The sequence below is a fragment of the Stenotrophomonas sp. S4 genome (assembly GCF_054187805.2).
The window spans coordinates 1,816,647-1,839,399 of the sequence record NZ_CM196188.1 but is presented as its reverse complement, the minus strand read 5'-3'; the positions used below and the strand labels follow the sequence as shown (position 1 = coordinate 1,839,399).

Annotated in this window: 24 protein-coding genes; 8 read left to right on the top strand and 16 right to left on the bottom strand. The window is 67.4% G+C overall.

Going from position 1 to position 22,753, the window contains the following annotated elements; translation table 11 throughout:
* Positions 1–61: 61 nt before the first annotated feature.
* From lolD to ACUZUJ_RS08505, 9 genes are all read right to left on the bottom strand, one after another.
* Complete coding sequence (lolD, locus tag ACUZUJ_RS08545) at positions 62–775, bottom strand: lipoprotein-releasing ABC transporter ATP-binding protein LolD (protein WP_014036806.1); 714 nt, start codon at positions 773–775, stop codon at positions 62–64.
* On the bottom strand, positions 768–2,009 hold the full coding sequence (locus ACUZUJ_RS08540) for a lipoprotein-releasing ABC transporter permease subunit (RefSeq protein ID WP_014036805.1): 1,242 nt from the start codon (positions 2,007–2,009) through the stop codon (positions 768–770). Before ACUZUJ_RS08540 ends, lolD begins: the two co-directional genes overlap by 8 nt.
* Positions 2,010–2,032: 23 nt before the next feature.
* The gene (locus tag ACUZUJ_RS08535) at positions 2,033–2,482 is read right to left on the bottom strand and encodes a hypothetical protein (RefSeq protein WP_049445481.1); all 450 of its coding nucleotides are present in this window, start codon (positions 2,480–2,482) and stop codon (positions 2,033–2,035) included.
* Positions 2,433–2,681 (bottom strand): FAD assembly factor SdhE, encoded by a 249-nt coding sequence (locus ACUZUJ_RS08530; RefSeq protein ID WP_005409080.1) that lies wholly within the window; start codon positions 2,679–2,681, stop codon positions 2,433–2,435. Before ACUZUJ_RS08530 ends, ACUZUJ_RS08535 begins: the two co-directional genes overlap by 50 nt.
* Positions 2,682–2,779: 98 nt before the next feature.
* Complete coding sequence (locus ACUZUJ_RS08525) at positions 2,780–3,565, bottom strand: succinate dehydrogenase iron-sulfur subunit (RefSeq protein WP_005409079.1); 786 nt, start codon at positions 3,563–3,565, stop codon at positions 2,780–2,782.
* A gap of 66 nt (positions 3,566–3,631) precedes the next feature.
* Positions 3,632–5,422, bottom strand: a complete 1,791-nt coding sequence (gene sdhA, locus ACUZUJ_RS08520) for a succinate dehydrogenase flavoprotein subunit (RefSeq protein ID WP_049445482.1) — start codon at positions 5,420–5,422, stop codon at positions 3,632–3,634.
* A 31-nt stretch (positions 5,423–5,453) separates the two neighbouring features.
* Positions 5,454–5,840 (bottom strand): succinate dehydrogenase, hydrophobic membrane anchor protein, encoded by a 387-nt coding sequence (gene sdhD, locus ACUZUJ_RS08515; RefSeq protein WP_049400952.1) that lies wholly within the window; start codon positions 5,838–5,840, stop codon positions 5,454–5,456.
* On the bottom strand, positions 5,837–6,229 hold the full coding sequence (sdhC, locus tag ACUZUJ_RS08510) for a succinate dehydrogenase, cytochrome b556 subunit (protein WP_024958620.1): 393 nt from the start codon (positions 6,227–6,229) through the stop codon (positions 5,837–5,839). The genes sdhD and sdhC overlap by 4 nt, the downstream gene beginning before the upstream one ends.
* A 56-nt stretch (positions 6,230–6,285) precedes the next feature.
* Positions 6,286–6,456 carry a DUF1674 domain-containing protein gene (locus ACUZUJ_RS08505; protein ID WP_005409075.1) on the bottom strand — a complete coding sequence of 57 codons (171 nt, stop codon included), beginning with the start codon at positions 6,454–6,456 and terminating at the stop codon, positions 6,286–6,288.
* Positions 6,457–6,495: 39 nt separating this feature from the next.
* On the opposite strand from ACUZUJ_RS08505, the gene ygfZ reads away from it, so the two are divergent.
* A complete protein-coding gene (gene ygfZ / locus ACUZUJ_RS08500; RefSeq protein ID WP_458220393.1) occupies positions 6,496–7,371 on the top strand; it encodes a CAF17-like 4Fe-4S cluster assembly/insertion protein YgfZ in 876 nt (291 codons plus the stop codon).
* A 156-nt stretch (positions 7,372–7,527) separates the two neighbouring features.
* Here ygfZ and ACUZUJ_RS08495 read toward each other — a convergent pair whose 3' ends face one another.
* Positions 7,528–8,610 carry an ABC transporter ATP-binding protein gene (locus tag ACUZUJ_RS08495; RefSeq protein WP_458220976.1) on the bottom strand — a complete coding sequence of 361 codons (1,083 nt, stop codon included), beginning with the start codon at positions 8,608–8,610 and terminating at the stop codon, positions 7,528–7,530.
* A 352-nt stretch (positions 8,611–8,962) separates the two neighbouring features.
* Here ACUZUJ_RS08495 and zwf point away from each other — a divergent pair, with 352 nt between their 5' ends.
* From zwf to eda, 5 genes are all read left to right on the top strand, one after another.
* On the top strand, positions 8,963–10,399 hold the full coding sequence (gene zwf, locus ACUZUJ_RS08490; RefSeq protein WP_049445486.1) for a glucose-6-phosphate dehydrogenase: 1,437 nt from the start codon (positions 8,963–8,965) through the stop codon (positions 10,397–10,399).
* Complete coding sequence (gene glk, locus ACUZUJ_RS08485) at positions 10,396–11,403, top strand: glucokinase (RefSeq protein ID WP_458220977.1); 1,008 nt, start codon at positions 10,396–10,398, stop codon at positions 11,401–11,403. The genes zwf and glk overlap by 4 nt, the downstream gene beginning before the upstream one ends.
* On the top strand, positions 11,400–12,125 hold the full coding sequence (pgl, locus tag ACUZUJ_RS08480) for a 6-phosphogluconolactonase (RefSeq protein WP_458220978.1): 726 nt from the start codon (positions 11,400–11,402) through the stop codon (positions 12,123–12,125). Before glk ends, pgl begins: the two co-directional genes overlap by 4 nt.
* A 58-nt stretch (positions 12,126–12,183) precedes the next feature.
* Positions 12,184–14,100 carry a phosphogluconate dehydratase gene (gene edd, locus ACUZUJ_RS08475; protein ID WP_458220979.1) on the top strand — a complete coding sequence of 639 codons (1,917 nt, stop codon included), beginning with the start codon at positions 12,184–12,186 and terminating at the stop codon, positions 14,098–14,100.
* 259 nt (positions 14,101–14,359) lie between these two features.
* Entirely contained in the window at positions 14,360–15,019 is a 660-nt protein-coding gene (gene eda / locus ACUZUJ_RS08470) for a bifunctional 4-hydroxy-2-oxoglutarate aldolase/2-dehydro-3-deoxy-phosphogluconate aldolase (protein ID WP_049445493.1), read from the top strand.
* A 327-nt stretch (positions 15,020–15,346) separates the two neighbouring features.
* On the opposite strand, the gene ACUZUJ_RS08465 is transcribed toward eda, so the two are convergent.
* The 3 genes from ACUZUJ_RS08465 to ispG form a co-directional block, all read right to left on the bottom strand.
* Positions 15,347–15,994, bottom strand: coding sequence for a response regulator (locus ACUZUJ_RS08465; RefSeq protein WP_458220981.1), 648 nt, complete (start codon positions 15,992–15,994; stop codon positions 15,347–15,349).
* Between the two features lie 201 nt (positions 15,995–16,195).
* Positions 16,196–16,945: a phosphatase PAP2 family protein gene (locus tag ACUZUJ_RS08460; protein ID WP_119007670.1), complete on the bottom strand. Its 750-nt coding sequence runs from the start codon at positions 16,943–16,945 to the stop codon at positions 16,196–16,198.
* The gene (gene ispG, locus ACUZUJ_RS08455) at positions 16,926–18,191 is read right to left on the bottom strand and encodes a flavodoxin-dependent (E)-4-hydroxy-3-methylbut-2-enyl-diphosphate synthase (RefSeq protein ID WP_458220980.1); all 1,266 of its coding nucleotides are present in this window, start codon (positions 18,189–18,191) and stop codon (positions 16,926–16,928) included. The genes ACUZUJ_RS08460 and ispG overlap by 20 nt, the downstream gene beginning before the upstream one ends.
* Positions 18,192–18,305: 114 nt before the next feature.
* Between ispG and ACUZUJ_RS08450 the strand changes: the two genes are divergently transcribed.
* Both ACUZUJ_RS08450 and ACUZUJ_RS08445 read left to right on the top strand, forming a co-directional pair.
* Positions 18,306–19,532, top strand: coding sequence for an ATP-binding protein (locus tag ACUZUJ_RS08450; protein WP_119007669.1), 1,227 nt, complete (start codon positions 18,306–18,308; stop codon positions 19,530–19,532).
* The gene (locus tag ACUZUJ_RS08445; RefSeq protein WP_012510702.1) at positions 19,529–20,098 is read left to right on the top strand and encodes a response regulator transcription factor; all 570 of its coding nucleotides are present in this window, start codon (positions 19,529–19,531) and stop codon (positions 20,096–20,098) included. The genes ACUZUJ_RS08450 and ACUZUJ_RS08445 overlap by 4 nt, the downstream gene beginning before the upstream one ends.
* Positions 20,099–20,227: 129 nt before the next feature.
* Here the strand turns inward: ACUZUJ_RS08445 and pgi are convergent, their stop codons facing one another.
* The 3 genes from pgi to ACUZUJ_RS08430 form a co-directional block, all read right to left on the bottom strand.
* Positions 20,228–21,742 (bottom strand): glucose-6-phosphate isomerase, encoded by a 1,515-nt coding sequence (gene pgi / locus ACUZUJ_RS08440; RefSeq protein WP_458220952.1) that lies wholly within the window; start codon positions 21,740–21,742, stop codon positions 20,228–20,230.
* Positions 21,739–22,119 (bottom strand): aspartate 1-decarboxylase, encoded by a 381-nt coding sequence (gene panD / locus ACUZUJ_RS08435; RefSeq protein WP_006432456.1) that lies wholly within the window; start codon positions 22,117–22,119, stop codon positions 21,739–21,741. The genes pgi and panD overlap by 4 nt, the downstream gene beginning before the upstream one ends.
* 87 nt (positions 22,120–22,206) lie before the next feature.
* Positions 22,207–22,704 carry a hypothetical protein gene (locus ACUZUJ_RS08430; RefSeq protein WP_458220953.1) on the bottom strand — a complete coding sequence of 166 codons (498 nt, stop codon included), beginning with the start codon at positions 22,702–22,704 and terminating at the stop codon, positions 22,207–22,209.
* Positions 22,705–22,753 lie beyond the last annotated feature (49 nt).

Genomic DNA, 22,753 nt, shown 5'->3' with positions numbered 1-22,753 from the left:
GCGGCCGGCGCGATGGCAGGTAAACCCGTTCAGGCGCCGGGAGGCGGCCGTTGCCGGCCGCTCAGACGTCGGCGTGGGCCAGTGCGTGCAGGCGCCCTTCGCGCAGCTCCAGCACCCGGTCCAGGCGCCGCGCCAGGCTGCGGTCGTGGGTGACCAGTACCAGGCTGGTGTGACGGGCGCGGTTGAGTTCCAGCATCAGCTCGAACACGGTGCCCGCAGTACGGTCATCCAGGTTGCCGGTCGGCTCGTCGCCGAGCACGCAGGCCGGATGATTGACCAGCGCACGAGCCACCGCGGCACGTTGGCGTTCGCCGCCGGACAACTCGCCCGGCTTGTGGTCCAGGCGATGGCCGAGGCCGACCGCTTCCAGCAGCGTGGTGGCCCGGCTGCTCGCTTCGGCCACGGCGGTGCCGGCAAGCAGCACCGGCATCATCACGTTTTCCAGCGCGGTAAACTCAGGCAGCAGGTGGTGGAACTGGTAGACGAAGCCCAGCGCCTGGTTGCGCAGCAGGCCACGCGCGGTGTCCGACAGCGCCGACATGCGCTGGCCGGTCACGTAGACCTCGCCCGCGGTCGGAATATCCAGCCCGCCCAGCAGGTGCAGCAGCGTGCTCTTGCCCGCACCAGAGGCGCCGATGATCGCCACGGTTTCGCCGGCGGTCACGGTCAGGTCCAGGCCATCGAACACCGGGGTCTGCATGCGCCCTTCGGCGTAGGTCTTGCCCAGTGCTTCGGCGCGGATCACTTCATCGCCGCGGTTGAAGACCTTATTCATAACGCAGGGCCTCCGCCGGCTGGGTGCGTGCTGCCCGCCAGGCGGGATACAGGGTGGCCAGGAAGCTCATCAGCAGCGCGACCACGGTGATCGCTACCACGTCGCCGGTCTGCATGTCGGTCGGCAGGCCGGTGATGTAGTAGACGTCCTCCGGCAGCAGCTTGACGTTGAACACGCTCTCGATCGCGCCGAGGATGCGTTCCAGGTTGAGGGTCAGGGTGATGCCGCCGATCAGGCCGGCCAGCGTGCCGAAGATGCCGATCAGCGAACCCTGCACCATGAACACCTGCATCACCCCGCCCGGGGTCAGGCCCAGCGTGCGCAGGATGGCGATGTCGGCCTGCTTGTCGGTCACCAGCATCACCTGCGAGGACACCAGGTTGAAGGCGCCCATGGCGATGATCAGCGACAGCAGGATGCCCATCACCACCTTCTCCATGCGCAGCGAGTGGTAGAGATTGGCGTTCTGCTGGGTCCAGTCACTCACGCGGTACGCACCGCCAAGGCTCTGCGCCAGGTCCACGCCCACTTCCAGCGAGCGGTCCATGTCGTGCAGTTTCAGCCGCACGCCGGTGGCACCGTCGCTGCGCAGCACCCGCTCCAGGTCCTGCATGTTGGCAAAGCCGACGCCGCGGTCGACCTCGTTGTAGCCGGCCTCGAAGATGCCACTGACGGTGAAGCGTTTCATTCGTGGCACCGCACCGGCAGGCGTGCCCTGCACTTCGGCGAAGGTCACCAGCACCTGGTCGCCTACGTCCACGCCCAGCCAGATCGCCAGTTCCTTGCCCAGCAGCAGGTTGAAGCTGCCCGGCGTGAGGCTGTCATAGCTGCCCTTGGTGACCTTCTTGTCGATCACCGACACCTTCGGCTCCAGTGCCGGATCGATGCCCTGGATGATCGCGCCCTGCACGCGCGGGCCGCTGATCATCGACTGGATCTCGATGTACGGCGCGGCACCGGCCACGCGCGGATCCTTGCGGGCGATGTCGACCACGCGCATCCAGTCCGGCATCGGCTCGCCGTCGCGGCTGATGGTGGTGTGGGCGGTCATCTGCAGCAGGCGGCTGCGGATTTCCTTCTGGAAACCGCTCATCACCGCCAGGGTGGTGATCAGCACCGTGACGCCGAGCGCGATGCCCAGGATCGATGCCATCGAGATGAAGGAGATGAAGCCGTTGCGGCGCTTGGCGCGCAGGTAGCGCAGGCCAATGGCCACGGGAATGGGTTTGAACATGCAGGCACGCCGGTCAATTCAGCTTATGGTGCCATCGTACGGGGCCGACGGGAAACGGCACGTGCGGCCACGGCCAGTCGCAGTTCACGTCGCTGCCCGGAATCGAGCACATCGGGCCAGAACAGCAGGCGCCGGCGGCGCCGTTCCTCACGCCAGAGCAACAACAGCCATGGGCCACGCACGACGAGTTGTGGTGCATCGGCGTCCTGCCCGGCCACCTGCAGCGGCTCGGGCGGTACCGGCAGAAGCACCGGCACGCGTGGCCTGCGCTGGCGCCAGGCCAGTTCGGCCAGGCCCACGCACCAGGCCAGCACCACCGCGGGCATCAGCAGCCGTGAAGGCAGATCCGATGCGCGCAGCAGCAAGGGCGCAGCCAGCAGCACCGCCAACTGGGCGGCGGCCTGCAGCCGCGAGGGGCGCCACTCAAGGCTTGAGGGCGAGGATCTTCTGCATGAGGGGGATCGCGTGCGCATGCGGGCAGGCCTCGTAGCCCATGAACCAGCGCCACAACTTATCGTCCTCGCAGTCGAGCAGGAACAGGAAAACCTCGCGCTCTTCGGTCGGCGCAGTGCTCCACTCGTGGTCCAGGTAACGGCCGAACAGCTGATCCAGCTCACGCATGCCGCGGCGGCAGCGCCAGCGCAGCTTCTTCAGCAGAACATCTTCTTCCATCGTGTTTCTCCAGATACAGCAAAGCCACGCATGGCGTGGCTTTGCTGGGGTGGCAAAGCCACGCGTGGCGTAGCTCTACCGGGTACAGCCGGGCCCGATCAGGCGCGGCGTTCCATCATCAGCTTCTTGATCTCGGCGATCGCCAGCGCCGGGTTCAGGCCCTTCGGGCAGGTCCGGGCGCAGTTCATGATGGTGTGGCAGCGGTACAGCTTGAACGGATCTTCCAGATCGTCCAGGCGCGCACCGGTGTCCTCATCGCGCGAGTCGATGATCCAGCGGTAGGCCTGCAGCAGGATCGCCGGGCCCAGGTAACGCTCGCCGTTCCACCAGTAGCTCGGGCAGCTGGTCGAGCAGCAGGCGCACAGGATGCACTCGTACAGGCCATCCAGCTTCTTGCGGTCTTCCGGCGACTGCAGGCGCTCACGGTCCGGCGGTGCCGGAGTCTGGGTGCGGATCCACGGCTTGATCGAGGCGTACTGCGCGTAGAAGTGGGTCAGGTCCGGAACCAGATCCTTGACCACGTTCATGTGCGGCAGCGGGTAGATCGGCACTTCCTTCTTGCCGCAGTCCGAGATGGCTCGGGTGCAGGCCAGGGTGTTGGTGCCGTCGATGTTCATCGCGCACGAACCACAGATACCTTCGCGGCACGAGCGGCGGAAGGTCAGGGTCGGGTCGATCTCGTTCTTGATCTTGATCAGGGCGTCCAGGACCATCGGGCCGCAGGCGTCCAGATCGACTTCATACGTATCGGTGCGCGGGTTGCTGTCGTCGTCCGGACTCCAGCGGTAGATCTTGAAGGTGCGCACGTTCTTGCCGCCGTTCTTGACGGGGAAGTGCTTGCCCTTCGTGATCTTGGAATTCTTGGGGAGTGAAAACTCGGCCATGGCTGCTCTCGTTGGCTCAGGCGGCCCGCGCCCGTGGGCGCGGATTGCATGGTAGGCGGGGTCGGATCAGTACACGCGCGGCTTCGGCGGCACCACGGACACGTCGTCGGTCAACGTGTACATGTGCACCGGACGGTAGTCGAAGCTGCACTTGCCCTTCTCGTCGACGCTGACCAGGGTGTGCTTCTGCCAGTTGACGTCGTCGCGGTCCGGATAGTCCTCGTGCGCATGCGCGCCGCGGCTCTCCTTGCGCTGTTCGGCCGAGTTGATCGTCGCCACCGCGTTGAGCAGCAGGTTGTTCAGCTCGTAGGTCTCGATCAGGTCCGAGTTCCAGACCAGCGAACGGTCGGAGACCTTCACGTCCTGGAACGAGTCGAAGATCTTGTCCATCTTCTCGCAGCCTTCCTTCAGCGTCTGGCTGGTGCGGAAGACCGCCGCGTCGGCCTGCATGGTGCGCTGCATGCGATCGCGGATGACCGAGGTCGGGGTATCGCCGTTGGCGTGGCGCAGCTTGTCCAGCAGGCCCAGCGCCTTGTCGCAGGCATCGGCCGGCAGCGGCTTGTGCGAAGCGCCCGGCTTGATGGTCTCGGCGCAGCGGTTGGCCACCGCACGGCCGAACACCACCAGGTCCAGCAGCGAGTTCGAGCCCAGGCGGTTGGCGCCGTGCACGGACACGCAGGCCGCTTCACCGATGGCGTACAGGCCCGGCACCACCGCATCCGGGTTGTCGCCGACCTTGCGCACGACTTCGCCGTGGTAGTTGGTCGGGATGCCACCCATGTTGTAGTGCACGGTCGGGATGACCGGGATCGGCTGCTTGTGCACGTCGACGCCGGCGAAGATGCGGGCGCTCTCGGCGATGCCCGGCAGCTTCTCGTCGATTACGCCCGGGCCCAGGTGGGTCAGGTCGAGCAGGATGTGGTCCTTGTGCTCGCCGACGCCGCGGCCTTCTCGGATCTCGATGGTCATCGAACGGCTGACCACGTCGCGCGAGGCCAGGTCCTTGTAGTGCGGTGCGTAGCGCTCCATGAAGCGCTCGCCGCTGCTGTTGCGCAGGATGCCGCCTTCACCGCGGACACCCTCGGTGATCAGGCAGCCGGCGCCGTAGATGCCGGTCGGGTGGAACTGCACGAACTCCATGTCCTGCATGGCGATGCCGGCACGCATGGCCAGGCCGCCACCGTCGCCGGTGCAGGTGTGCGCCGAGGTGGCGCTGAAGTAGGCACGGCCGTAACCGCCGGTGGCCAGCACCACGCCCTGGGCGCGGAACAGGTGCAGGGTGCCGTCGGACATGTCCAGCGCCAGCACACCGCGGCAGGCGCCTTCGTCATCGAAGATCAGGTCGAGTGCGAAGTACTCGATCATGAAGCGCGCATCGTGCTTCAGCGACTGCTGGTACAGGGTGTGCAGCATCGCGTGGCCGGTACGGTCGGCCGCCGCGCAGGTACGCTGCGCCGCCGGGCCTTCGCCGTACTTGGTGGTCATGCCACCGAACGGACGCTGGTAGATCTTGCCTTCGGCGGTGCGCGAGAACGGCACGCCGTAGTGTTCGAGCTCGATGATGGCCGGGATGGCCTCACGGCACATGTATTCGATGGCGTCCTGGTCGCCCAGCCAGTCCGAACCCTTGATGGTGTCGAAGAAGTGGTAGCGCCAGTCGTCCTCGCCCATGTTGGCGAGTGCGGCCGAGATACCGCCCTGGGCGGCAACGGTGTGCGAACGGGTCGGGAAGACCTTGGTCAGGCACACGGTCTGCAGGCCCTTGGCGGCCAGGCCGAACGTGGCGCGCAGGCCGGCGCCGCCGGCGCCGACCACGACCATGTCGTACTTGTGTTCGGTGATCTTGTAAGCGGACATCTAATCTGGATTCCTGTGTTGGTGCCTGGGCTCAGGCAACGCCGAGGGCGATGCGGCCCACCGCAAACACACTGACGATCATGCCGAGCACGGCGACGAACTTCACCGCGGTCTGCAGCACCAGGGCCAGCAGCGATTCGTGGATGTAGTCTTCCAGCACGACCTGCATGCCGAGCTGCGCGTGCCAGAACATGGCGATCAGCAGGCCGATCAGCGGCACGGCGTTCCACGGCTTGGCCACGGCGGCGGCGGCGGTCGCGTAGTCCGAGCCCAGCAGGCCCAGCACGAAGACCAGGAACCAGATGCCCAGTGCCACCAGGGCGGCGGCGGTCAAGCGCTGGTGCACGAAGTGCTCGGTGCCGGTCTTGGCCGAGCCAAGGCCGCGCACGTTCTTCAACGGGGTACGGAACTTGCTCACGCGGCACCTCCGAACATCACATAGGCCCACACCAGCAGGGTGATCACCAGGCTGCCGATGACCGACAGCCAGCTGCTGCGGATGAAGGCGGGGATGCTGAAGCCGATGGCGAAGTCCTGCACCACATGGCGGATGCCATTGCACAGGTGATAGGCGAACGACCATGTCCACGCGAACAGGAACACGCGGCCATACCAGGCCCCGGCATGGCCGGTGAAGCAGTTCCAGGATTCGGGCCCCATCATCAGGGCCAGCAGGCCGGCGGCGATGATGAGGGCACCAACAGACAGAAAGACGCCAGTGGCTCGATGCAGGATCGAGGTGGCCATCTGAATCTGCCAGCGATACACCTGAAGGTGCGGGGAAAGTGGGCGTTGTCTGGTCGCCATTCGCTGGGCTCGTTGTCTCGGCTGGGCGGCACGCGGCCGCGTTGGCTCAATGCTGATCAGAAATCGATGCAGCGTCCGTTTTTCTCCCAATCGCCATACCGCACCGGATCAAGTCCGCCGCGGCCGCCGAATTCTTCTGCTTTTTCCTGTTCCACGGGCACGGGTGCCGCGGGGACCAGCGGGGCTTCAGATTCGTCGTCGGGAGTGGGGGTTGTTTGGCCTATCATGTTCGGTCTCGCAACGCACAAATTTTAGACCTCGTTCACGTGCCTGACAACCTGCCCCCTGCTTTCGTCGGATATCCGCGCCTGCCCGGCCACCAGCTGCTGAGCCTGCAAGGCCCGGATGCGGCTGTCTTTGCCCACGCCCAGTTCAGCAGCGATGTCACCGCCCTGCCCCTGCAGCACTGGCAGTGGAGTGCCTGGCTGAGCGCCAAGGGCCGCACCCTGGCGGTGTTCCAGCTGCTTCGGCTGGCCGACGACCACGTGATGCTGGTACTGGCCGACGGCGATGCCGATGCGATTGCGTCGCAACTGCAGCGCTTCGTGTTCCGCCGCAAGGTGAAGGTGGAGGTGCGCAGCGATCTGGCGGTGGCCGGCGCGTTCACCGCACCCGAGGCCGCCAGCGGCGCCGCCATTGCGCAGACCGCAGGAGACGGCTGGGAGCTGGACCTGGGCAGCGATGCCCTGCCGCGCACCCTGCGTATCGGCAGCGCCGATGCCTTCGCCGCCGGCAGCGAAGCTGATGAGGCCGCCTTCACCCTGGCCTGGCGCCAGGCCGACCTGCGCTACGGCCTGCCGCGGCTGGACGAAAGCCAGCGCGAAGTGTGGACCCCGCAGCAGCTCGGCCTGGACCGCCTGAACGGCTACAGCGTGAAGAAGGGCTGCTATCCCGGCCAGGAAATCGTCGCCCGCACCCACTTCCTCGGCAAGGCCAAGCGCGCGGTGCAGCTGCTGCATACCGCCGCACCGGCACGGGCCGGCGATGGCGTGCAGCAGGACGGCGCGGCGCTGGGCACGATCGCCAGCGTGGCCGGCGACCTGGCGCTGGCGGTGCTGCCGCTGGAGGCCAGCGACGCTGATCTGCAGGTGGGCGACGCGGTGGCGCAGCGCATGCCGCTGCTGGACGGCTTGGCGCGCTGAATCCGGTGGGTTCTCATCCACGCATGGCGTGGATCTACTGAACCCGGTGGGGGCGGACCGCTGGTCCGCACGCCTTCGGTGAATGAATGGTAGTGCCGGCCGCTGGCCGGCAACCACGCATGGTTGAGGTTGCCGGCCAGCGGCCGGCACTACCGCTTACAGGCGCTCGCCGGTTTCCGGGTTGAAGAAGTGCAGGCCCTGCGGGTGGATCGCCACGCGGATCTGCTCGCCCACCGCCGGCAGCGTCTGCGGCGCCACGCGCATGGTCAGCGCATGCTGGCCACTGCTCAGATTGACGAAGATCTCGTTGCCGACCGGTTCGATGCCTTCGATGCGCGCGGTGAATGCATGCGCATCATCGGCAGCCGCCGGTTGCAGGTGTTCCGGACGCACGCCCACCGCGATTGGCTTCTGCAGCCATGCCGGATCGATCGTGGCCTGGCCCAGCGGTGCACGCCACTCGCCGTCGACCACGGTCACGCCGCCGGCGTCACCCTGCAGCGTGCCGCGCAGCACGTTCATCGCCGGGCTGCCGAGGAAGCCGGCCACGAACAGGTTGGCCGGGCGGTCGTACAGCGCCATCGGCGTATCGATCTGCTGGATGATGCCGTCCTTCAGCACCACGATGCGCTGGCCCAGGGTCATCGCTTCGACCTGGTCGTGCGTCACGTAGATCATGGTGGTGCCCAGCTTGCGGTGCAGCTGCGCAATTTCGGTGCGCACGCTGTGGCGCAGCTTGGCATCCAGGTTGGACAGCGGCTCGTCGAGCAGGAACACCGCCGGTTCGCGCACCAGCGCACGGCCCAGCGCAACACGCTGGCGCTGGCCACCGGACATCGCCTTGGGCAGCTTGTCCATCATCTCGGTCAGGCCCAGCGTCTGCGCCGCCTCGGCGATGCGCTTGTCGATGGTCGCCTTGTCATGACCGCGCAGCTTCAGCCCGAAGGCCAGGTTCTCGGCCACGGTCATGTGCGGGTACAGCGCATAGCTCTGGAACACCATCGCGATGTCGCGGTCCTTCGGCGCCACATCGTTGACCACGCGATCACCGATGGTCAGCGTGCCGCCGCTGATCTCTTCCAGGCCAGCCACCATCCGCAGCAGGGTCGACTTGCCACAGCCGGACGGGCCGACCAGCACCATCAGCTCGCCATCGGCGACCTCGAAGCTGGCGTCCTTCACCGCGACCTGGCCGTTGTCATAGACCTTGCGCACACCCTGCAACTGCACTTTTGCCATATCACCTATCCGGTCCGCCCGAAGCCGGGCTGTCTTTTGGGACTGCCTCGGCCCTCCCGATGGCAGTGATGATTGCGCGCCTGCCGCATGACGGCGAGCACTGCAATCGAATACAGTTGCCCATTCTGCCATGTAAACGTTTTCACGTGGCACTATCCGATGATCGGTGCGCACCGATCTGCGTCGGCGGTTGAACGAAGGTTCCGCCGAGGTAGTGGTTTCGAATGGAACGGTCTTCCGGTACCCCGGAGAACGCCCCTGACGAGCCTCGGACAGGCAGTTGCGCGGATGTCCCCCGAACCCAGCCATGAAGCGATTGACAACGATGTCACCCGGATCTGAAACTCGAGCGATGCACGACACCCTCTTCCTGTTCGGTGCCACAGGTGATCTGGCCCAGCGCTACCTGTTCCCTTCGCTGCTTCGCCTGCTTGGCGACGGCCTGCTGCCGGAGGACTTCCGCATCCGCGCACTGGCCCTGTCCGGGCATGACACCGAAGCCTTCCATGACATCCTGCGGCCGCGCCTGCAGCAGGCCATGCCGATGGCCACGCAGGACGACATCAGCGCCCTGCTGCGCCGCATCGACTACCGTTCGGTGGACCTGCGCGACGTCGACTCGGTTGCCGCCGCGGTCGCCGACCTGGTGCACCGCAAGTGCGTCAGCTACCTGGCCATCCCGCCGGGCCTGTACATCTCCACCTGCGAAGGCCTGGCCAAGGGTGGCGCCCTCGCCGCGCCGGCACGCCTGATGCTGGAAAAGCCGATCGGCAGCGACAGCGAGAGCGCCGAGGAAATCATCAGCACCATCGGCCAGTGGATCGACGAGGACCGCGTGTTCCGCCTCGACCATTACCTGGGCAAGGCGGCGGTGCAGAACCTGATCGCACTGCGCTTCGGCAACACGCTGCTGGAAGCGGTGTGGAACCGCAACTACATCGAATCGGTGCACATCCTGGTGGCCGAAAGCGAAGGCGTGGATGGCCGCGATGCCTATTACGCCCGCTCCGGCGCGCTGCGCGACATGGTGCAGAGCCACATCCTGCAGCTGCTGTGCATGGTGGCGATGGAACCGCCGGCCTCGCTGGAAGCCGACCGCATCCGCGACGAGAAGGTCAAGGTGCTGCGCGCCCTGCGCCCGCTCGATGCCAAGCACGCCGCGCGTGACAGCATCCGTGGCCGCTACACCGCCGGCACCATCAACGGCCAGCCGGCACAGGCCTACCAGCCGCCGGAAGGCAGCGACGTGGAAACCTTCGCCGGTGTCACCGCGCATATCGACAACTGGCGCTGGAGCGGCGTGCCGTTCCACCTGGTCACCGGCAAGCGCCTGCCCGAACGCACCACCCGCGTGGTGGTCACGCTGAAGCCGGTCACCCACTGGCTGTTCGAGCGCCCGCAGCGCGCACAGGCCGCACCGAACCGCCTGGTATTCCAGCTGCAGCCGCAGGAAAACATCGAACTGGGCCTGATGAGCAGCCTGGCCGGCCCGGAATGGGGCGCGCTGGAGCTGCATCCGCTGGAACTGGAACTGTCGGTGCCGACCGGCCTGCACCGCCGCATCGCCTACGAGCGCCTGTTCCTGGATGCGTTCAACGGCAACCACACGCTGTTCGTGCGCGACGACGAAGTGCGTGCTGCCTGGGCCTGGATCGACAGCGTGGCCGATGCCTGGAAGGACGCCAAGCTGCCGCTGGAACCCTACCCCGCCGGCCAGTGGGGCCCGGCCAACGCGGGCGAGTTCCTGCCGCAGGGCGTGGACGCGCCGGACAGCGGAGCGTCGGCATGAGTGCCAGCTCGCAGCCGGTGCTGGTCGCCGACATCGGTGGCACCAACGCCCGCTTCGCCCTGGCCGACACGTCGCTGGACGCACCGCTGCTGAAGGACAGCATCCGCGAGTACGCGGTGGCGGAGTTCCCGTCGCTGGGTGATGCCGCGCGCCACCATCTGGAACAGATCGGCGCCACGGCAAGCCGCGGCGTGTTCGCGGTGGCCGGTCGCGTGGATGGTGACGAAGCACGCATCACCAACCATCCGTGGGTGATCTCGCGCAGCCGCACCGCCGCCATGCTCGGGTTCGACGAGTTGCACCTGATCAACGACTTCGCCGCACAGGCGATGGCGATTTCACTGCTGCAGCCCGATGACGTGGTCCAGGTCGGCGGCGCCGCCTGGGTGCCGGGCAAGCCGGGCCAGCCACGCAACTATGCGGTGATCGGGCCGGGTACCGGCCTGGGTGTCGGCGGCCTGATCCTGCGCCACGGGCGCTGCTACCCGCTGGAAACCGAAGGCGGCCATGTCAGCTTCCCGCCAGGAACCCCGGAGGAGATCCGCATCCTTGAGATCCTGTCCGAACAGTTCGGCCGCGTCTCCAATGAGCGCCTGATCTGTGGCCCCGGGCTGGTCAACATCCACCGCGCCGTATGCGAGATGGCCGGGATCGATCCGGGCCAGCTGCAGCCGGTGGACGTGACTGCCCGCGCCCTGCACGGTGATCCGCAGGCGATGCGCACCGTCGATGTGTTCTGCGCCGTGTTCGGCGCCATTGCTGGCGATCTGGTACTGACCCAGGGCGCGTGGGACGGCGTGTTCCTGACCGGCGGGCTGACCCCGAAGATGCTCGATTCGCTGCAGCACTCCGGTTTCCGCCAGCGCTTCGAACACAAGGGACGCTTCTCCTCGATCATGGCGCGCGTGCCCTCGTTGGCGGTGATGCATCCCCACGCCGGATTGCTGGGCGCCGCCGCCTATGCCGCCGACGCCGAACGTGACGCACCTGGAGTTGCCGCATGAGCCCCACCACTTTCCACGACGACCGCATCGAGTTCATCAACCATGGCGATGCCGATGGCTGGATCGAAGCGGTGGCCGCCGAGATGGCGCAGGCCCTCAACCACGACATCAACGAAGTGGGCCGTGCCCGCATCCTGCTGTCCGGTGGCACCACGCCGGCACCGGTCTACCAGGCCCTGGCCGAACTGGACGTGCACTGGGACCGGGTGGAAGTGAGCCTGGCCGACGAGCGCTGGCTGTCGCCGCAGGATCGCGACAGCAATGCCTGGCTGGTGCGCGAACACCTGCTGAAGCGCGCCGAGGGCGCCCATTTCGATCCGCTGGTGCGGATCGGCAAGCCCCTGCCCGAATGCGTGTACACCGCCAACCTGCAGGCGCAGCACAGCCAGCCGCCGAGCCTGGTGGCACTGGGCATGGGCAACGACGGCCATACCGCCTCGCTGTTCCCGGGCTCGAAGGACCTGGCCCGCGCACTGGAAAGCACCCTGCCCTACGCCGCACTGGATGCCACCGGCTGCCCGGGCGCAAACCAGTGGCCGCTGCGCATCACCCTGACCCCGCATGGCCTGCGCCAGTGCCGCCAGCGCCTGCTGCTGCTGCGTGGCAAGCAGAAGCTGCAGGTACTGCGCCAGGCCCTGGACAGCAACGACGCCCAGCAGCACCCGATCCTCAATGCGATCAACCTGGAAGGCGCGCGCCTGCGCGTCCACTGGGCTGATTGATGTCGGCGGCGGCGCCGTGCCGCCGCTTGCCTCTCGCCACCTCGAACGCCGGTAGCCAATGAGCCTCCATCCGCAACTGCAAACCATCACTGAGCGCGTCATCCGCCGCAGCGCCGCTTCGCGCGCCGCTTACCTGGCCGCGATCGACGCCTCCCTGCGTGAGGGCCCGTTCCGCAGCCGCCTGAGCTGCGGCAACCTCGCCCACGGGTTCGCCGCCTGTGGCGGTACCGACAAGAGCCGCCTGCGCGGCGGCGTGACGCCGAACCTCGGCATCATCACCGCCTACAACGACATGTTGTCGGCGCACCAGCCGTTCGAGACCTATCCCGAGCAGATCCGCGAGATCGCCCGCGAGCTCGGCGCCACCGCACAGGTGGCCGGCGGTGTGCCGGCGATGTGCGACGGCGTCACCCAGGGCCGGGGCGGCATGGAACTGTCGCTGTTCTCGCGCGATGTGATCGCGCAGGCCACCGCGATCGGGCTCAGCCACGACATGTTCGACACCACCGTCTACCTCGGCGTGTGCGACAAGATCGTGCCGGGCCTGCTGATCGGCGCGCTGGCCTTCGGCCATCTGCCGGCGGTGTTCGTGCCGGCCGGCCCGATGACCCCGGGCATCCCGAACAAGCAGAAGGCCGAAGTGCGCGAGCGCTACGCCGCTGGCGAAGCCACCCGCGAAGAACTGCTGGAAGCGGAGTCCGCGTCGTACCACGGCGCCGGCACCTGCACCTTCTACGGAACCGCCAATTCCAACCAGGTACTGCTGGAAGCAATGGGCGTGCAGCTGCCGGGCGCATCGTTCGTCAACCCGGGTACGCCGCTGCGCGATGCCCTCACCCGTGAAGCCACCGAGCGCGCGCTCGACATCACCGCACTGGGCGACGACTTCCGCCCGCTCGGCCGGATCATCGATGAGCGCGCGATCATCAACGCGGTCATCGCGCTGATGGCCACCGGCGGTTCGACCAACCACACCATCCACTGGATCGCAGTAGCGCGCGCAGCCGGCATCGTGCTGACCTGGGACGACTTCGACGAGCTGTCGCAGCTGATCCCGCTGCTGGCGCGCGTCTATCCGAACGGCGAGGCCGACGTGAACCGTTTCGCTGCGGCGGGTGGCCCGGCGTTCGTGTTCGGCGAGCTGATCAAGGCCGGGCTGATGCACGGCGATCTGGTCAGCGTGGCGCGCGGCGGCATGGCCGACTATGCGCGCGAACCGCAGCTGCGTGACGGCCAGCTGGTCTATCTGCCCGGCCTGGAACGCAGTGCCGATGACGAGGTGGTGCGCGGCGTCGACAACCCGTTCGAGCACCAGGGCGGCCTGCGCCTGCTGCGCGGCAACCTGGGCAAGTCGCTGATCAAGCTGTCGGCGGTGAAGCCGCAGTACCGCACGATCGAAGCCCCCGCCGTGGTGGTCGATGCGCCGCAGGTGCTGAACAAGCTGCATGCCGGCGGCCTGCTGCCCGAGCATTTCGTGGCGGTGGTGCGTTACCAGGGCCCGCGTGCGAACGGCATGCCGGAACTGCACTCGCTGGCGCCGCTGCTGGGCCTGCTGCAGAACCAGGGCCGGCGCGTGGCACTGGTCACCGACGGCCGCCTGTCCGGCGCCTCGGGCAAGATTCCGGCGGCGATCCACGTGACGCCGGAAGCGGCGCGCGGTGGTCCGCTGGCCAAGGTCCGCGAAGGCGACATGATCCGCCTCGATGGCGAGGCCGGCACGCTGGAAGTGCTGGTGGACGCGGCCGAATGGGCGGCGCGTCCGCTGGCGCCGAACACGGCGCCTGCCGCGCATGACCTGGGCCGCAACCTGTTCGCGATCAACCGTCGCGTGGTGGGTCCGGCCGACCAGGGTGCGATTTCGATTTCGTGCGGGCCGGCGGCGGCCGATGGCGGGCCGTGGGAGTACGACGCGGAATACGAGCTGGGGCACGATGCGGCAGCTGCAGCGGCGCCGCATGAGGCGAAGGACGCCTGAGGTGTGAAGGGCGTTGCGGGTGTGTCGCGGCGGTGAGTGTGCTGGTGGCGGCGGTGAGTGTGCTGGTGGCGGCGGAGGGCAGGCCGTCGCCAGGACACGCCGTGAATACATCCCTGTAGGCTCGGTCGCGCCATCCATGGCGCGAACGGTCCTGACGACGGCCTGCCCTCCGCCGCATCACTCTCTCCGGCGCATCGACGCCGCGAAGTGATCACTGAAAATCAAATTCAAACGCAGAAGCAAAGGCAGAAGCAGAGCTATGGGTATCGAACAACATCAGGTGAAGGCGGCGGAGCTGTTGCATGCGGCGGGCATCCTGCCGGTGGTGACGATTCATACGCTGGACCAGGCGCGTGCGGTCAGCGCGGCACTGCTGGAAGGCGGTTTGCCGGCGATTGAGCTGACGCTGCGCACGCCGGTGGCGATGGAAGCGCTGGCAATGCTCAAGCGCGAGCTGCCGGACGTGGTGGTGGGTGCGGGTACGGTGCTGACCGTTGAGCAGATGCAGCAGTCCATCGATGCGGGCGCGGACTTCCTGGTGACCCCGGGTACGCCGCCGGCGCTGGCCGATGCGTTGGCCGCTGCGCCGCTGCCGGTGGTGCCGGGTGCGGCCACGCCGACCGAGCTGCTGTCGCTGTATGCGCGTGGCTTCCGCGTGTGCAAGCTGTTCCCGGCCACGGCCGTGGGCGGGCTGGCGATGATCAAGGGGCTGGCCGGCCCGGTCGCCGACCTCAAGCTGTGCCCGACCGGCGGCATCACCGAAAACACCGCCGCCGAGTACCTTGAGCAGAAGAACGTGGTCTGCATCGGCGGTTCGTGGATGGTGCCGGGCAACTGGATCGCCGACGGTGCCTGGGACAAGGTCCGCGCCAGCGCCGCCGACGCCGCGAAGATCATCAAGCGCGTACGCAGCCACTGAGCCCGACGCAACTGTAGAGCCGAGCCCACGCCCGGCTCCGCGACACGGGGTCAGAGCCCTTTCCCGCAGGGAAAGGGATCCGATCCCAGGCTATGAGCGCGCACAGCGCGCGACCCGCTCCTGCTCTTCCTTCTTCATTCCGCGGTGGACGCGCACGGAACCTGTCCGTGGCCGGGCGGATGGGTTGTGCAGGGGCGTGAGCCGCATGGATGCGGCGACCGAGCTTACATGGACGTACTTGCAGCGTCCCCTGCACAGCCCATCCGCCCGGCCAACCACCACAATCCTGCCGCACACCGCGAGGGGCTCAGCCGTTGGCCGAATCCCTCACAGCGGCCGTGCCGGATCCACCAGCCCATACTGGCTGGCCATGCGCGCCAGCGCGATGTTGTCGTGGATCCCCATCTTCTCGAACAGCCGCGCCTTGTGCGTGTTCACCGTCTTCGCGCTCAGGCTCAAGCGCCGCGCGATGTCTTCCTGGCGCAGGCCCTGGGTCAGCAGCAACGCCACTTCCAGCTCGCGCGGCGACAGGCTGTCGAACGGCGAGCCGTTGCCTTCCACGGTCGACAAGGCCAGGTTCTGCGCGATGCTGGTACCCAGGTAGCGCCGGCCCATGGCCACGTCGCGCACCGCACGCAGCAGCTCCTGCGCATCGCAGCCCTTGCCGATGTAGCTGGCAGCCCCCGCTTCCAGCAACCGCTTCGGCAGCGGCCCGTCTTCCAGCACCGACACGATCACCACGCGGGTGTTGCGGTGACTGCGGACGATGCGCTCGGTCACTTCCATGCCACTCACGCCGGGCAGGTGCAGGTCGCACAGCACTACGTCCGGCAGCAGCTGGCGAACGTCGCGCAGCGCGTCTTCGCCGGTCTCGGCTTCGCCCACCACCTCGATGTCGGTCTCCCCCGACAGGATCATCTTCATCCCGGTGCGGACCAGTGCGTGGTCATCCACCAGGTAGACTCGAATCGTCATTCACGTACCTCTTCGCATGCGGCCATTGCAGGTCAAGCTAGGCAGGGCGCCGATACCCCTGCAAGCGCGTTCGAGATGCGACCCAGGCATTCTGCCTTGCGCATCACAGTACCGCGCGTTGTGCTTGCCCCCTGTCTTGCAGAACCTGCTGCAACGAAACAACTGATCTATTACGTAGACGCCCCGGAGGGGTCATCCACGTCAATCCCCCTGTGATGATGCTTCGCTGGCCGTCGCTGGCGGCGAATCCTGACGTCGCCAAGGATGCCGGCGACTGAACATGACCAGATAGCACCCTACCACCCAAACCAGCGCGGCACACCACCCGGCCAGGATGTCGGAGGGGTAATGCACCCCCAGATAGACCCGGGAGACGCTGACCAGCAGGCTGAACGAGGGCGCCAGCACGAGCACCGGCCAGCGCCAGCGGGTATTCCAGGCCAGCAGCACCAGGGTCACGGCCAGGGTCATCGAGCCCATCGCGTGGCCACTGGGAAAGCTGAACGTCGATTCCGGCGCGATCGATTCCCACAGGCTGGGGCGCTGGCGCTGGAAGAAATGCTTGCTGCCCATGTTCAGCAGCGCCGAGCCGACGAAGCTGACCGCCACGAACGTGGCCTCGCGCCAACGCCGGTAGCCCAGCAGCACGCCGATGATCAGCACGTCGGCCGGAATCAGGAACCATTCGTAGCCCAGTCTGGAAATGAGCACGAAGAAGCGGTCCAGCAGCGGTGAATGCAGGCCATGCATCTGCCACAGCAGCGGCGCATCGAAATGGAACGATTCAAACTCGTGCACTTCGTCGGCCAGGGCGACGAAACCCGCCAACGGCAGCAGCACGCCACCGAACAGCAGCACCAGGCGCCAGGCATTGCGCGCCATCCAGTGGCGGAAACCGGAGGCGGACTCCGGCGCAGCGAGGATCGCGGGCTTATCCGGCGCTTCGGACATACTTGTGTTCGACGTAATCGTCGATCAGGGCGACGAACTCCTGGGCGATGTTCTCGCCACGCAGGGTCACCTTCTTCTCGCCATCGACGAACACGGGCGCGGCCGGGGTTTCACCGGTGCCCGGCAACGAAATACCGATGTTGGCGTGCCGCGACTCACCCGGCCCATTGACGATGCAGCCCATCACCGCCAGGGTCATGTTCTCCGCACCCGGGTGGTGGATCTTCCACAGCGGCATCTTCTCGCGCACATGGTTCTGCACCACCTTGGCCAGTTCCTGGAAGAACTCGGAGGTGGTGCGACCACAGCCCGGGCAGGCCGTGACCAGCGGCGTGAAGGCGCGCTGGCCGGTGGTCTGCAGCAGTTCCTGGGCGACGATCACTTCCTGCGTGCGCGACTGGCCCGGCTCCGGGGTCAGCGAGATGCGGATGGTGTCACCGATGCCTTCCTGCAGCAGCACGCTCAACGCCGCCGACGAGGCGACGATGCCCTTGCTGCCGATACCGGCCTCGGTCAGGCCCAGGTGCAGGGCAAAATCGGAGCGCTGGGCCAGGTCGCGGTACACCGCGATCAGCTCCTGCACGCCACTGACCTTGGCCGACAGCACGATGCGGTCGCGCGGCAGGCCGAGTTCCACCGCCTGCTCGGCCGAATCCAGCGCCGAGCGGATCAGCGCTTCGCGCAGCACGCGACCGGCATCCCAGGGCTGCTCGCGCAGGTTGTTCTCGTCCATCAGCTTCGCCGCCAGGGCCTGGTCCAGCGAGCCCCAGTTGGCGCCGATGCGCACCGGCTTGTTGTAGCGGATCGCGAACTCGATCAGCTGGGCGAACTGCAGGTCCTTCTTCTTGCCGAAGCCGACGTTGCCCGGGTTGATGCGGTACTTGGCCAGCGCTTCGGCACACGCCGGTTCGGCGGTCAGCAGCTGGTGGCCGTTGTAATGGAAGTCGCCGATCAGCGGCACGTCGATGCCCATCATCGCCAGCTTGTCGACGATGCGCGGAATCGCCCCAGCGGCTTCCACGGTATTGACGGTCAACCGCACCATTTCCGAACCGGCCCGCCACAGCTCGGCCACCTGCTTCACGCTGGAGGCCACGTCGGACGTGTCGGTGTTGGTCATCGACTGCACCACCACCGGCTTGCCTCCGCCTACGGTGACCCCGCCGATCTGCACGGCATGGGTCTGGCGGCGGGGCCAGGAGGTGGCATCGGAGGGAGGAGTCGGGCGGGTGACGGCGTCGTGCATGGGCGCATTCTACCGCCCGCCCCCGCATTCCGGGTGACTCGCATTCAGCCGGTGGCACGGCTGCGGCCTATTGTCGCAGGCACGGCCGCCCGTGAACGCATACGATGAGCGTGAATGACCGGTCCCGACGCCCCGTTTCTCCGTACCCTGTGCAGCCTGCGCTGGCTTGCCGTAGGCGGCCAGGCCGCCACCATCCTGGTCGCCACCTGGGTGCTGGGCCTGCCATTGCCGCAGCTGCCGCTGTGGGCAGGCGTGGCGGTGCTGACTCTGTTCAACATCTATACCCAACTGCGCCCGGAAGCGGCCGACACCGCGCCGCTGACCGCATTCGGCCACATCCTGGTGGACGTGATCATCCTGACCTGGATGGTCGGCTGGAGCGGTGGCATGGCCAACCCGTTCAGTTCACTGTTCCTGATCCTGATCGCACTGGCCGCGTTCGCCCTGCCCCTGCGCTGGGCACTGGCGGTGGCGCTGGCCTGCCTGCTCGGCTACGCCGCCAGCGGCATCTTCGGCCAGCCATTGCCGGACGGTTATTTCCGCGCGCAGGATCTCAATCGCTGGGGGGTGGTCGCCAACTTCCTGATTTCCGCCGCGGTGGTGCTGGCCTTCTCCACCCGGCTGGCGCTGGCCCTGCGGGAGCGCGAACTGGAACTGTCGGCACTGCGCGAGCGCTTCGCCCGCAACGAGGGCATCGTCGCGCTGGCCACCCATGCCGCCTCGGTGGCGCATGAACTGAACACGCCGCTGGCGACGATGACCCTGCTCGCCGACGACGTCGCCGAGCGCAGCGAAGAGCCGGAAGTGCGCGAGGACATGGAAACCCTGCGCGAGCTGCTGGTGCAGTGCCGGGAGCGCGTGCTGGCGCTGGCTGCTCCGGCCTCGGCCGACGCACCGGGCCGCAGCCACTCCAGCGCCCAGCAGGTACTGGAGCAATGGCGCCTGGTGCGGCCGACCATCGACCTGCACCGCAACGACGATGCGCCGCTGCGGCTGCCGCTCGACCCGGGCGTGGGCCATCTGCTGATGGTCCTGCTCAACAACGCTGCCGATGCCGGCGAGAAGGCCGGCCGGCCACGTGTGGACCTGGACCTGCGCATCGAAGGCGACGACCTGATCGGCGAAGTCCGCGACTACGGCCATGGCTTCGACGCCCGTGCCGCCGTGCTGCCGGGCAAGCTGTTCGGCAGCAGCAAGAGCGAGGGCATGGGCGTCGGCCTGGCCCTGTCCCATGCCACCATCGAACGCCTCGACGGCGAGATGTGGATGCGCCCGGCCCAGGGGGCCGGCAGCCGCGTCGGCTTCCGCCTGCCGCTGGCCCCACGCGAGGACACCCCATGAGCCTTCACCATTCCACCCTGGGCCTGCTGGTCGACGACGACGAGCTGTACCTGCGTACCCTGCAACGCAGCCTGGCCCGCAAGGGGCTTGAAACACAAACCGCACAGGATGCCGCCAGTGCGCTGGCGCTGGCCCGCCAGCATCCACCGGCGTTCGCGCTGATCGACCTGAAGCTGGGCAGCGATTCCGGCCTGGCACTGATCCAGCCGCTGCGCGCGCTGCGCGCGGACATGCGGATCCTGCTGGTGACCGGCTACGCCAGCATCGCCACCGCGGTGGAGGCGATCAAGCTGGGTGCGGATGATTACCTGCCGAAGCCGGCCACGGTGCCGATGATCCTGCGCGCCCTCGGCGAGGAAGACGACGGCCCGGCCGACGATGGCGAAATGGAAGTGCCCGATGCGATGACGCCGATCAGCCGCCTGCAGTGGGAACACATCCAGCAGGCGATGCACGAGACCGGCGGTAATGTGTCAGCGGCCGCGCGCCTGCTCGGCATGCACCGGCGCTCGCTGCAGCGCAAGCTGGCCAAGCGGCCGAGCCCGGAGCGCGACCCGAGCCGGTGACGTGGTAGTGCCGGCCGCTGGCCGGCAACCTCATGAACGGTGAAGGCATCGCCAGAATGCCGGCCAGCGGCCGGCACTACGAGAAGGCAGGACCACCGGTAGTGCCGGCCGCTGGCCGGCACCAGAACCTCAGCCCTTCAGCTGCGCCAGGATCTCGCGGGTCATCGGATCGGCAATCGCCACATCCTCGCCCTGCAGCGCCGGCAGCAGGCCACTGGCCAGCTGCTTGCCCAGCTCGACACCGAACTGGTCGAACGCGTTGATGTTCCAGATCACCGACTGCACGTACACGGCGTGTTCGTACATGGCGATCAGCGCACCCAGCGCCTGCGGGCTCAGCGCGTCGAGCAGGATCAGCGTGCTCGGGCGGCCGCCCGGGTAATCACGGTGCGGATCATCGCTGCTCTGGCCATTGGCCAGTGCCTCGGTCTGTGCGAGCAGGTTGGCCAGCAGGGCCTGGTGATTGATCGTGTAGGGATCATCGTTGTGCACGCAGCCGATGAAGTCGGCCGGAACGATGCTGGTGCCCTGGTGCAGCGCCTGGAAGAAGCTGTGCTGCACATCGGTGCCCGCCCCGCCCCACCACACCGGCACGGTGTCGGTGGTGACCGGCGCACCATCACGCTGCACGCGCTTGCCCAGGCTCTCCATCACCAGCTGCTGCAGGTAGGCCGGTAGCAGCGCAAGGCGCTGGTCGTAGGTCATCACCGCATGCGTGGCATGGCCCAGCACGTTGCGGTTCCAGATGTCGGTCAGGCCGTGCAGCACCGGCAGGTTGCGCTCCAGCGGTGCATCCAGCGCATGCGCATCCATCTGCGCGGCGCCTTCCAGCAGCTGCTCGAAGCGCTCGAAGCCGATCGCCAGCGCGATCGGGAAACCGACCGCCGACCACAGCGAATAACGGCCACCGACCCAGTCCCACATCGGCAGTACGCGATCGGCGGCGATCGCGAAGGCCTTCGCGGCACGTTCCGGATTGGCGCTGACGGCATACAGGCGCTCGCTGCCGCCCAGCCAGTCGTGCAGGATCTGGCCGTTGAGCAGCGTTTCCTGGGTGCCGAAGGTCTTGGAGATCAGGATGCCGGCGGTCTTGGCCGGATCCAGCGTGGCCAGCGTGCGCTGCATGGCGGCGCCGTCCACGTTCGACACGAAATGCACGCGCAGGCGCGCACCGGTGACCGGGCGCAGCGCGTCGGCGACCAGGCGTGGGCCAAGGTCGGAACCACCGATGCCGACACTGACCACATCGGTCACGCCACTGTCTTCCAGCGCGCGCACCAGCACGCCCATGCGCTGGCGGATCGCGCGCGCGGTGGCATAGGCCTCGGCCGCCACCCGCGCATCGACCACATCGCCACGCAGCGCGGTATGCAGCGCGGCGCGCCCTTCGGTCAGGTTGACCTGCTCGCCGCGGAACAGGCGCGTGATGGCGCCGCCGACATCACGCTCGGCAGCCAGCGCCAACAGCGCCTGCAACGCTGCGGCATCGTACTTCTGCCGGGCGAAATTGACATACAACGGACCGACCCGCAGCGCCAGGTCCTGTACACGGCCGGGTTCGGCGGCGAGCAGGCTGGGAATGCTTGCGCCCTTCAGGCGCTGGGCGTGGGAATGCAGCGAGTCGAATCCGTTGTTCGTTGTCATGCGGCCTGGGTCGGGATCGTGTCGTTGGTGTGGGTGATCTGGTTGTTGCCATCAACGTACACCAGCTTCGGCTTGAAGCTGTCAGCTTCCTGCTCGGTCATGCTGGCGAACGCGGCGATGATGATGATGTCACCGACCTGCACGTGGCGCGCGGCGCCACCGTTGAGCGAGACAACGCCGCTGCCTGCTTCGGCGCGGATGGCGTAGGTCGAGAAACGCGCACCGTTGGTCACGTCCCAGATGTGCACCTGCTCGAACTCGCGGATGCCGGTGGCAGCCAGCAGGTTGTCATCGATGGCGATCGAGCCTTCGTAGTTCAGCTCGGAATGGGTGACGGTGGCGCGGTGGATCTTGGTCTTGAGCAGGGACAGGTGCATGGGGGCGCTGCAACGGCAAAGGAAAGAGCGGATTCTAGCACCCGCTTGGCCGTCATCAGGGGGCTGCAGCAGGACGCTGAAGGCCGTTCAGGCGCCCTCGCCCGGCAGCGCTGGCGGCATGGGGCCAACGCTACCTGCCTGCGACAGGCGGAACACCGCATGGAACGCCCAGCCGGCCACCGCACCGAAGCCCCCGGCAGCCAGCACTGACAGGCCATAGCTGATCACGTCGAAGGTGTCGATGTAGCGCAGGCGCTGCAGCAGCGGGCCGCTGTCGTCGCCCGGCCAGGCACAGGTGGCCATGGCCAGCGCGCCCAGGCCGAACCCCACAAGGACGAAACCGACCCGGCGCAGGCGCTGCTGAGACTGCAGGATCAGCGCCATCGGCAACAGCACGGCAATGGCATTGCAGACCGCCAGTACGAACATCAGCCCGCCACCGATCAGGGCCGGCACCGGCGTACGCCCGAGGTCCAATGCGAACAGCAGGCCGCCGAACAGCTGCGCCGGCAGCATGCCGGCAGCCAGTACAGCGAAGATCGAGGCCTGGGCAAGGCGGCCGGCGTCAGTGGTGCGGGGTGTCATGTCCAGTCTCCCGTCCGTGGGATGTGAGAGGCGCCCATTGCGGGCGCCC

What these genes read in the sequence shown, in the direction of transcription:
- sdhC (WP_024958620.1), bottom strand. Translation starts at nt 6,229, where the DNA reads ATGGCGACCAGACAACGCCCACTTTCCCCGCACCTTCAGGTGTATCGC.
- panD (WP_006432456.1), bottom strand. Translation starts at nt 22,119, where the DNA reads ATGCACCTGTCCCTGCTCAAGACCAAGATCCACCGCGCCACCGTCACC.
- edd (WP_458220979.1), top strand. Translation starts at nt 12,184, where the DNA reads ATGAGCCTCCATCCGCAACTGCAAACCATCACTGAGCGCGTCATCCGC.
- ACUZUJ_RS08540 (WP_014036805.1), bottom strand. Translation starts at nt 2,009, where the DNA reads ATGTTCAAACCCATTCCCGTGGCCATTGGCCTGCGCTACCTGCGCGCC.
- ACUZUJ_RS08445 (WP_012510702.1), top strand. Translation starts at nt 19,529, where the DNA reads ATGAGCCTTCACCATTCCACCCTGGGCCTGCTGGTCGACGACGACGAG.
- ACUZUJ_RS08465 (WP_458220981.1), bottom strand. Translation starts at nt 15,994, where the DNA reads ATGACGATTCGAGTCTACCTGGTGGATGACCACGCACTGGTCCGCACC.
- ispG (WP_458220980.1), bottom strand. Translation starts at nt 18,191, where the DNA reads ATGCACGACGCCGTCACCCGCCCGACTCCTCCCTCCGATGCCACCTCC.
- ACUZUJ_RS08525 (WP_005409079.1), bottom strand. Translation starts at nt 3,565, where the DNA reads ATGGCCGAGTTTTCACTCCCCAAGAATTCCAAGATCACGAAGGGCAAG.
- eda (WP_049445493.1), top strand. Translation starts at nt 14,360, where the DNA reads ATGGGTATCGAACAACATCAGGTGAAGGCGGCGGAGCTGTTGCATGCG.
- pgi (WP_458220952.1), bottom strand. Translation starts at nt 21,742, where the DNA reads ATGACAACGAACAACGGATTCGACTCGCTGCATTCCCACGCCCAGCGC.
- sdhA (WP_049445482.1), bottom strand. Translation starts at nt 5,422, where the DNA reads ATGTCCGCTTACAAGATCACCGAACACAAGTACGACATGGTCGTGGTC.
- lolD (WP_014036806.1), bottom strand. Translation starts at nt 775, where the DNA reads ATGAATAAGGTCTTCAACCGCGGCGATGAAGTGATCCGCGCCGAAGCA.
- ACUZUJ_RS08505 (WP_005409075.1), bottom strand. Translation starts at nt 6,456, where the DNA reads ATGATAGGCCAAACAACCCCCACTCCCGACGACGAATCTGAAGCCCCG.
- ACUZUJ_RS08450 (WP_119007669.1), top strand. Translation starts at nt 18,306, where the DNA reads ATGACCGGTCCCGACGCCCCGTTTCTCCGTACCCTGTGCAGCCTGCGC.
- ACUZUJ_RS08430 (WP_458220953.1), bottom strand. Translation starts at nt 22,704, where the DNA reads ATGACACCCCGCACCACTGACGCCGGCCGCCTTGCCCAGGCCTCGATC.
- glk (WP_458220977.1), top strand. Translation starts at nt 10,396, where the DNA reads ATGAGTGCCAGCTCGCAGCCGGTGCTGGTCGCCGACATCGGTGGCACC.
- ACUZUJ_RS08530 (WP_005409080.1), bottom strand. Translation starts at nt 2,681, where the DNA reads ATGGAAGAAGATGTTCTGCTGAAGAAGCTGCGCTGGCGCTGCCGCCGC.
- ACUZUJ_RS08460 (WP_119007670.1), bottom strand. Translation starts at nt 16,945, where the DNA reads ATGTCCGAAGCGCCGGATAAGCCCGCGATCCTCGCTGCGCCGGAGTCC.
- ACUZUJ_RS08535 (WP_049445481.1), bottom strand. Translation starts at nt 2,482, where the DNA reads ATGCGCACGCGATCCCCCTCATGCAGAAGATCCTCGCCCTCAAGCCTT.
- ACUZUJ_RS08495 (WP_458220976.1), bottom strand. Translation starts at nt 8,610, where the DNA reads ATGGCAAAAGTGCAGTTGCAGGGTGTGCGCAAGGTCTATGACAACGGC.
- zwf (WP_049445486.1), top strand. Translation starts at nt 8,963, where the DNA reads ATGCACGACACCCTCTTCCTGTTCGGTGCCACAGGTGATCTGGCCCAG.
- pgl (WP_458220978.1), top strand. Translation starts at nt 11,400, where the DNA reads ATGAGCCCCACCACTTTCCACGACGACCGCATCGAGTTCATCAACCAT.